The organism is Candidatus Accumulibacter vicinus, from assembly GCF_000584955.1.
Classification (GTDB): domain Bacteria; phylum Pseudomonadota; class Gammaproteobacteria; order Burkholderiales; family Rhodocyclaceae; genus Accumulibacter; species Accumulibacter vicinus.
The window spans coordinates 118701-123598 of sequence record NZ_JDSS02000015.1; the positions used below are offsets into that span (position 1 = coordinate 118701).

The 4898-nt window shown below is 62.5% G+C and carries 6 protein-coding genes; 3 read left to right on the plus strand and 3 right to left on the minus strand.

Annotated elements, in window-relative coordinates; genetic code table 11:
* On the plus strand, positions 1-1241 hold a 1241-nt coding region (locus CAPSK01_RS04200), incomplete at its 5' end, for a carbohydrate porin (protein ID WP_034922905.1).
* 28 nt (positions 1242-1269) lie between these two features.
* Here the strand turns inward: CAPSK01_RS04200 and cyaY are convergent.
* A complete protein-coding gene (gene cyaY, locus CAPSK01_RS04205) occupies positions 1270-1590 on the minus strand; it encodes an iron donor protein CyaY (RefSeq protein ID WP_034922908.1) in 321 nt (106 codons plus the stop codon).
* 33 nt (positions 1591-1623) lie between these two features.
* On the opposite strand from cyaY, the gene CAPSK01_RS21760 reads away from it, so the two are divergent.
* On the plus strand, positions 1624-1815 hold the full coding sequence (locus CAPSK01_RS21760; protein ID WP_273703062.1) for a lipoprotein: 192 nt from the start codon (positions 1624-1626) through the stop codon (positions 1813-1815).
* Complete coding sequence (gene lysA, locus CAPSK01_RS04215) at positions 1812-3056, plus strand: diaminopimelate decarboxylase (RefSeq protein ID WP_034922914.1); 1245 nt, start codon at positions 1812-1814, stop codon at positions 3054-3056. Before CAPSK01_RS21760 ends, lysA begins: the two co-directional genes overlap by 4 nt.
* A 76-nt stretch (positions 3057-3132) precedes the next feature.
* Here lysA and CAPSK01_RS04220 read toward each other — a convergent pair whose 3' ends face one another.
* Both CAPSK01_RS04220 and CAPSK01_RS04230 read right to left on the minus strand, forming a co-directional pair.
* Positions 3133-3360, minus strand: coding sequence for a zinc ribbon domain-containing protein (locus CAPSK01_RS04220; protein ID WP_034922916.1), 228 nt, complete (start codon positions 3358-3360; stop codon positions 3133-3135).
* A gap of 213 nt (positions 3361-3573) precedes the next feature.
* Positions 3574-4898, minus strand: a 1325-nt coding sequence (locus CAPSK01_RS04230) for an alpha-2-macroglobulin family protein (protein WP_034922920.1), incomplete at its 5' end; no start/stop codon positions are given.

Here is a 4898-nt window from a genome sequence, read left to right on the forward strand (position 1 = left end):
ATGACCCTCCCAACTGGTCGGAGAGCACGCTCACCGGTGACTGGGGCGGCAAACGCAAACAACTCCACGCTGCCGGGGTTCAGGCCGATCTGCTGTACACCGCCGATTTTCTGCACAACTCCAGCGGCGGCCTGAAGAGCGGCGGCACCTATGGGGGTCACGTCGACCTCATCCTGCAGCTCGATGGAGAGAAGCTCATCGGCTGGCAAGGCGGATCGGCCTATCTGCAATTGATCAGCAATGGTGGCGGGCGGTTCAACCTCAACTACCTGGGCAGCCTGATGGGCGCCGACAACTTCGAAGCGCCGGTCAACCGCAGCGGCCTCTTCAAGGCCTGGCTGCAGCAGTCCTTTCTTGACGACAAGGCTTCGATCCGGGTCGGCCTCTATCCCATCGACAGCGAGTTCTACGTCACCGATTCGTCTGGCGTCTTTCTGCATCCCTCCTTCGGAATGGCTGCAGAAACGGCCAGTTTCGGCAGTCTCGCCGGCCCCTCGATCTACCCGACGAGTGCTTATGGCGCGCGCTTCCGGATCGACCCCGATCCGGCCTGGTACGCCATGTTGGCCATCACTCGCGGCATTCCGAGCGATCAAGTGGCCAGCGCCGGCCCCAACATCAGTTGGCACAACAGCCGCGGCAGCATGCTGATCGGCGAGTTCGGCTTCAGTCCGGTCAAGGCCGGGCTGTTCAACGATCGTCCGAGCGAGCCGGCGAAGCCGGACGACGACTTTGCCCCGATCAGCAAGGTTGCCCTGGGACTCTGGCGCTTCACCCCGCAGTATCCGCAACTCATTGCCGTCGATGCCGCCGGGGAAGCCCTCTCGGCGACGCACTGGGGCGCCTATCTGCTTGCCGAACAGTCGGTATATCGTGTCCCGGAGTCGAATCGGGATGTCGCGCTCTTCGTGCGTTACGGTTTCACCGACGGAACGACCAGCCTCCTGGCTTATTCGGTCAGCGCCGGTCTCAGCTACCGGGGGCCGTTCGCCGGCCGCGAGAAGGATACCTTCGGCATTGCCGCGACACGCGCGCAGGTCGGCCCGCAAGGGCGGATTCAGTGGGCAAGTGACGCAGGCACGGTCCTGTCATCGGCCCATGAAACCGTGCTGGAAATGACTTACCGGGCGCAACTCGCTCCCGGGATGGTGCTGCAGCCGGTCGTTCAGCGCGTCCTCAACCCGGCGCTTCATCTCGCCAACGCGACCGTTGCCGGTGTCCGCCTGCAGCTTTCGTTCTGATCACCGGATCACCCCCCTCCGGAACGTTCTACCCGACCAGCGAAACGGTTTCACCGGCCTGCTGCGAAACGATCCTTGACAGCGCTGCCATCAGTTCCTCGTCATGGCGTGTGTCTTGCCAGCAACTGCCGTCCCAACGGTAATGGAAGCCGCCCGTTCTGGCAGCAACCCAGATCTCCTGCGCCGCGTCGTGCCGATTGACGATGATCTTGCTGCCGTCGGAGCACTCGATTTCGAGCATGCCGTCGCTGACCAGCGCATAATCGAGATCGGCACCGCTACGTTCCAGCGCGCCTTCGATCCGCTTGAGCGCTGCATCGGCGAGCGTGTTGAATTCCCTGTCATTCATTGTGCTACCATCTCCAATTTTTCACACTGACCGATGAGGCAACCTGTTGCGCCGGCTTTGCTGGCAATCCTCGTGCTTGGCGCCTGTGGCACCAAGGGCAGTCTGACCTTGCCACCGGTCCCGGCGACACCGGCTGCGGCAGCGACCACCCAGCCTGCCGCGAACACGAAAAGCGATACCGCGACTGCCAAGGATTCTAACACGCCTGTGGAACCTGTCCGATGAGCCCCTTCGCCTGCCGGGACGGCGTATTGCACGCCGAATCCGTCTCCCTGATCGACATCGCCAGCCGCTTCGGTACGCCCTGCTGGGTGTACTCGCGATACGCGCTCGAAACGGCGTTCGACGAATTCCAGCAGGAACTGAGCGGCCTCGATTCGCTGATCTGCTATGCCGTCAAGGCCAACTCCAACCTTGCCGTGCTGGACGTTTTTGCGCGCCGAGGCGCCGGCTTCGACATCGTGTCGGCCGGGGAACTCAAGCGGGTGTTGGCCGTCGGCGCCGATCCCCGGAAAATCGTCTTCTCCGGCGTCGGCAAGACGGCCGCCGAGATGGAACTGGCGCTTGGCATCGGCATCCTCTGCTTCAACGTCGAATCCGCCGCCGAGCTTGAACGTCTCGACGCGGTCGCCGGGAGGGCCGGCAAGAAGGCGCCGATCAGCCTGCGCGTCAATCCGGACGTCGACGCAAAGACTCACCCCTATATCTCGACCGGCCTCAAGGAAAACAAGTTCGGGGTCGCCTGCACCGACGCGCGGGCGCTGTACCGGCATGCCGCCACCCTGACGAACCTCGAAATCACCGGTATCGACTGCCACATCGGCTCTCAGTTGCTGCATGCAGCGCCCTTTGACGAAGCGCTCGACAAGCTGCTGCTGCTGATCGATCAGCTCACGGCGGACGGCATCGTGCTGCATCACATCGACCTTGGCGGCGGCCTGGGCATTCGCTATCGCGACGAAGAGGCGCCAACCGTCGAGGCCTATCTGCAACCGATGCTGGGGAAGCTCAAGGAGCGCCAACTGCAGGTCCTGCTCGAACCCGGGCGCCGCCTGGTCGGCAATGCGGGTCTGCTGTTGACCCGGGTGGAATATCTGAAACCTGGCGAAATCAGGAATTTCGCGATTGTCGATGCGGCGATGAACGACCTCGCCCGTCCGGCCCTGTACGGATCCTGGCACGACATCGTTCCGGTCGCCTCCCGGAACGGAAACGCCAGCTTATGGGACATCGTCGGCCCGGTATGCGAATCGGGCGATTTTCTCGGTCACGGCCGCCCACTGGCGCTCGCCGCCGGTGATCTCCTGGCGATCCTGTCGGCCGGTGCCTACGGCATGGTCATGAGTTCGAATTACAACACCCGACCGCGTGCGGCCGAAGTGATGGTCGACGGCGCTGCAGCCCATCTCGTCCGCCGTCGCGAAACGGTCGAGGAGCTTTATGCGCTGGAACAGCGGCTGCCGTGACCGTGGGGGGCGCTTGACGCGCAAGCGGCTGGTCTAAGACGCCACCAAGAAAACCCTGTTCGGCCGATCAAGCCTTTTACTGAAAGTGGCAGGCGCCAGGACCGTCAGGGTGACCGCAACTTCCGCATGGGCCAGGAAGATCAGGGGTGCCCGCAGCCGAACCTGTTAAGGCCGAAAAGGCCGACAGCTTTTTGCGCAGGTCGGTGCTATGGCAATCCGGGCACTCTGGAGCAGGCGAAGGCTGGCGTACCAGCTTCTCGAACTCCTTGCCACAGGCGGCACACGCGTATTCGTAGATGGGCATGATGTCGATACTCCAAATGATCCTTGCAAACCCGGCTGTTGACCGATGTCACGAACAGGCCGAGATCCGTGCGGGTGTGGCGATTGGCGCCAGCGGGTCATTTTCCCACTTTTGCTTTGGCGAGGCGAAAGCATTCTGGCGCAAAATCACGCTTCTCGCAGGCCCTACCGACGGGGTTATTGACGCTGCACCGTAATCTTGTGATTGGGAATCTCACCAAACAACTCCCCCCATGCCTGGAATGGCGTCAGCAGGGCGCTCGACCGGCAGCGCATACGAACCCTTCAGTTGCGCCAACGTCGCCTGCTGAACCGTGACTGGAACAGCTGGTAGCACGTTCTGTGCGGCTTTCAGGGTATCGCTCAGGCCGTCGTCCGAACGCGCATCCAGCAGCCACTCCAGGCGCGCCGTGTTGACTGGCACACGGGCCGGCCAGCTGATCTCGGTCGATTGATTGGCCGCCAGGGTGAAGCGCAGTCGCTGTTCTGGCAGAACCGTGGAGCCAGCCGCGTGGATGCGGAGAGGGCGCGCCATGAATTCACCGCTGACCGCATGGTCAGTCGTGTTGCGTAGCGTTGCCTGGGCTGTGAACGTGTCGCCTTCACGCATCATTTGCGGCAGGCCGGCGAGAATCTGCAGGGGCTTGGTGCTATGGATGTACGTGTCGCCGAATCCAAACAGATCCGTGCCCGCCTGCGCCACGGCGACGATGCGGAATTCACTGAGTGAGTCGTTGAGAGGCACCTCGACCGTTGCCTGGCCTTCGGCGTCGAGGATCACGCGGCCGCGCCAGAGCAGCAGCGTGTCGAACAGATGGCGCACCGGGCTCGCCCTTTCGTCGGCTTCGAAAGTCATTTTTTCAGCCGATGGCGCGGCCGCTGCCCCTCCTCGAGACTCGACAGCGTTGGCGAGGCCAAAAGCCGGCTTGATCACCAGTTTGCTCAAAGTGGTTGCATGTTTCACCGCATAATTGCGGCGTTTGAACATGGCCGACAAGATGTCCCACGAGGGATTAGCGGCAAGCTGCAGCAACGCCTCGTCCACGACGGCCAAGGCAACCTCGGCGCCTGCGGGCAGTGGGCTGCCGTCGGCCCGCCTGACCTCTATACGTACTTTCGCCTTGTCGCGGGTTCGGTAACTAGCACGGTCGGCGCTCACCTTGACGTCGAGCTTGAACGCCTCTGGTGGGATTTCTATTTCGGCGCCTCCTAGCTTGAACCAGGGCCTGCCCGGATCAGGACCTTCGGCCAGCCTCTTCTCCGAACCCAACTCGCTACGGCCGCTGACGGCCGCCACCGAAATGTACATGTTGGGGGCATAACGGCCCTTGACCGGAATCTCGATCGACTCGACCGTATGGTTGAAATGCCGGACCCAAGTTTCGACGATCCCCTCACGTTCGAGTGCGATCAGGGCGCTGGATGGAGCGAAGGGAACACGCACCTGTACTTTGGCCGTTTCGCCTTCGACATAGCGGCGCTTGTCTGGCAGCACCTCGAACACTGCTTCCGGATTGCCCTGTATGCCGGGTGGCAAGG

Bases quoted from the DNA above. Each gene is read 5' to 3' on its own strand.
- cyaY (WP_034922908.1), bottom strand. From the start codon at position 1,590: ATGAATGACAGGGAATTCAACACGCTCGCCGATGCAGCGCTCAAGCGG.
- CAPSK01_RS21760 (WP_273703062.1), top strand. From the start codon at position 1,624: ATGAGGCAACCTGTTGCGCCGGCTTTGCTGGCAATCCTCGTGCTTGGC.
- lysA (WP_034922914.1), top strand. From the start codon at position 1,812: ATGAGCCCCTTCGCCTGCCGGGACGGCGTATTGCACGCCGAATCCGTC.
- CAPSK01_RS04220 (WP_034922916.1), bottom strand. From the start codon at position 3,360: ATGCCCATCTACGAATACGCGTGTGCCGCCTGTGGCAAGGAGTTCGAG.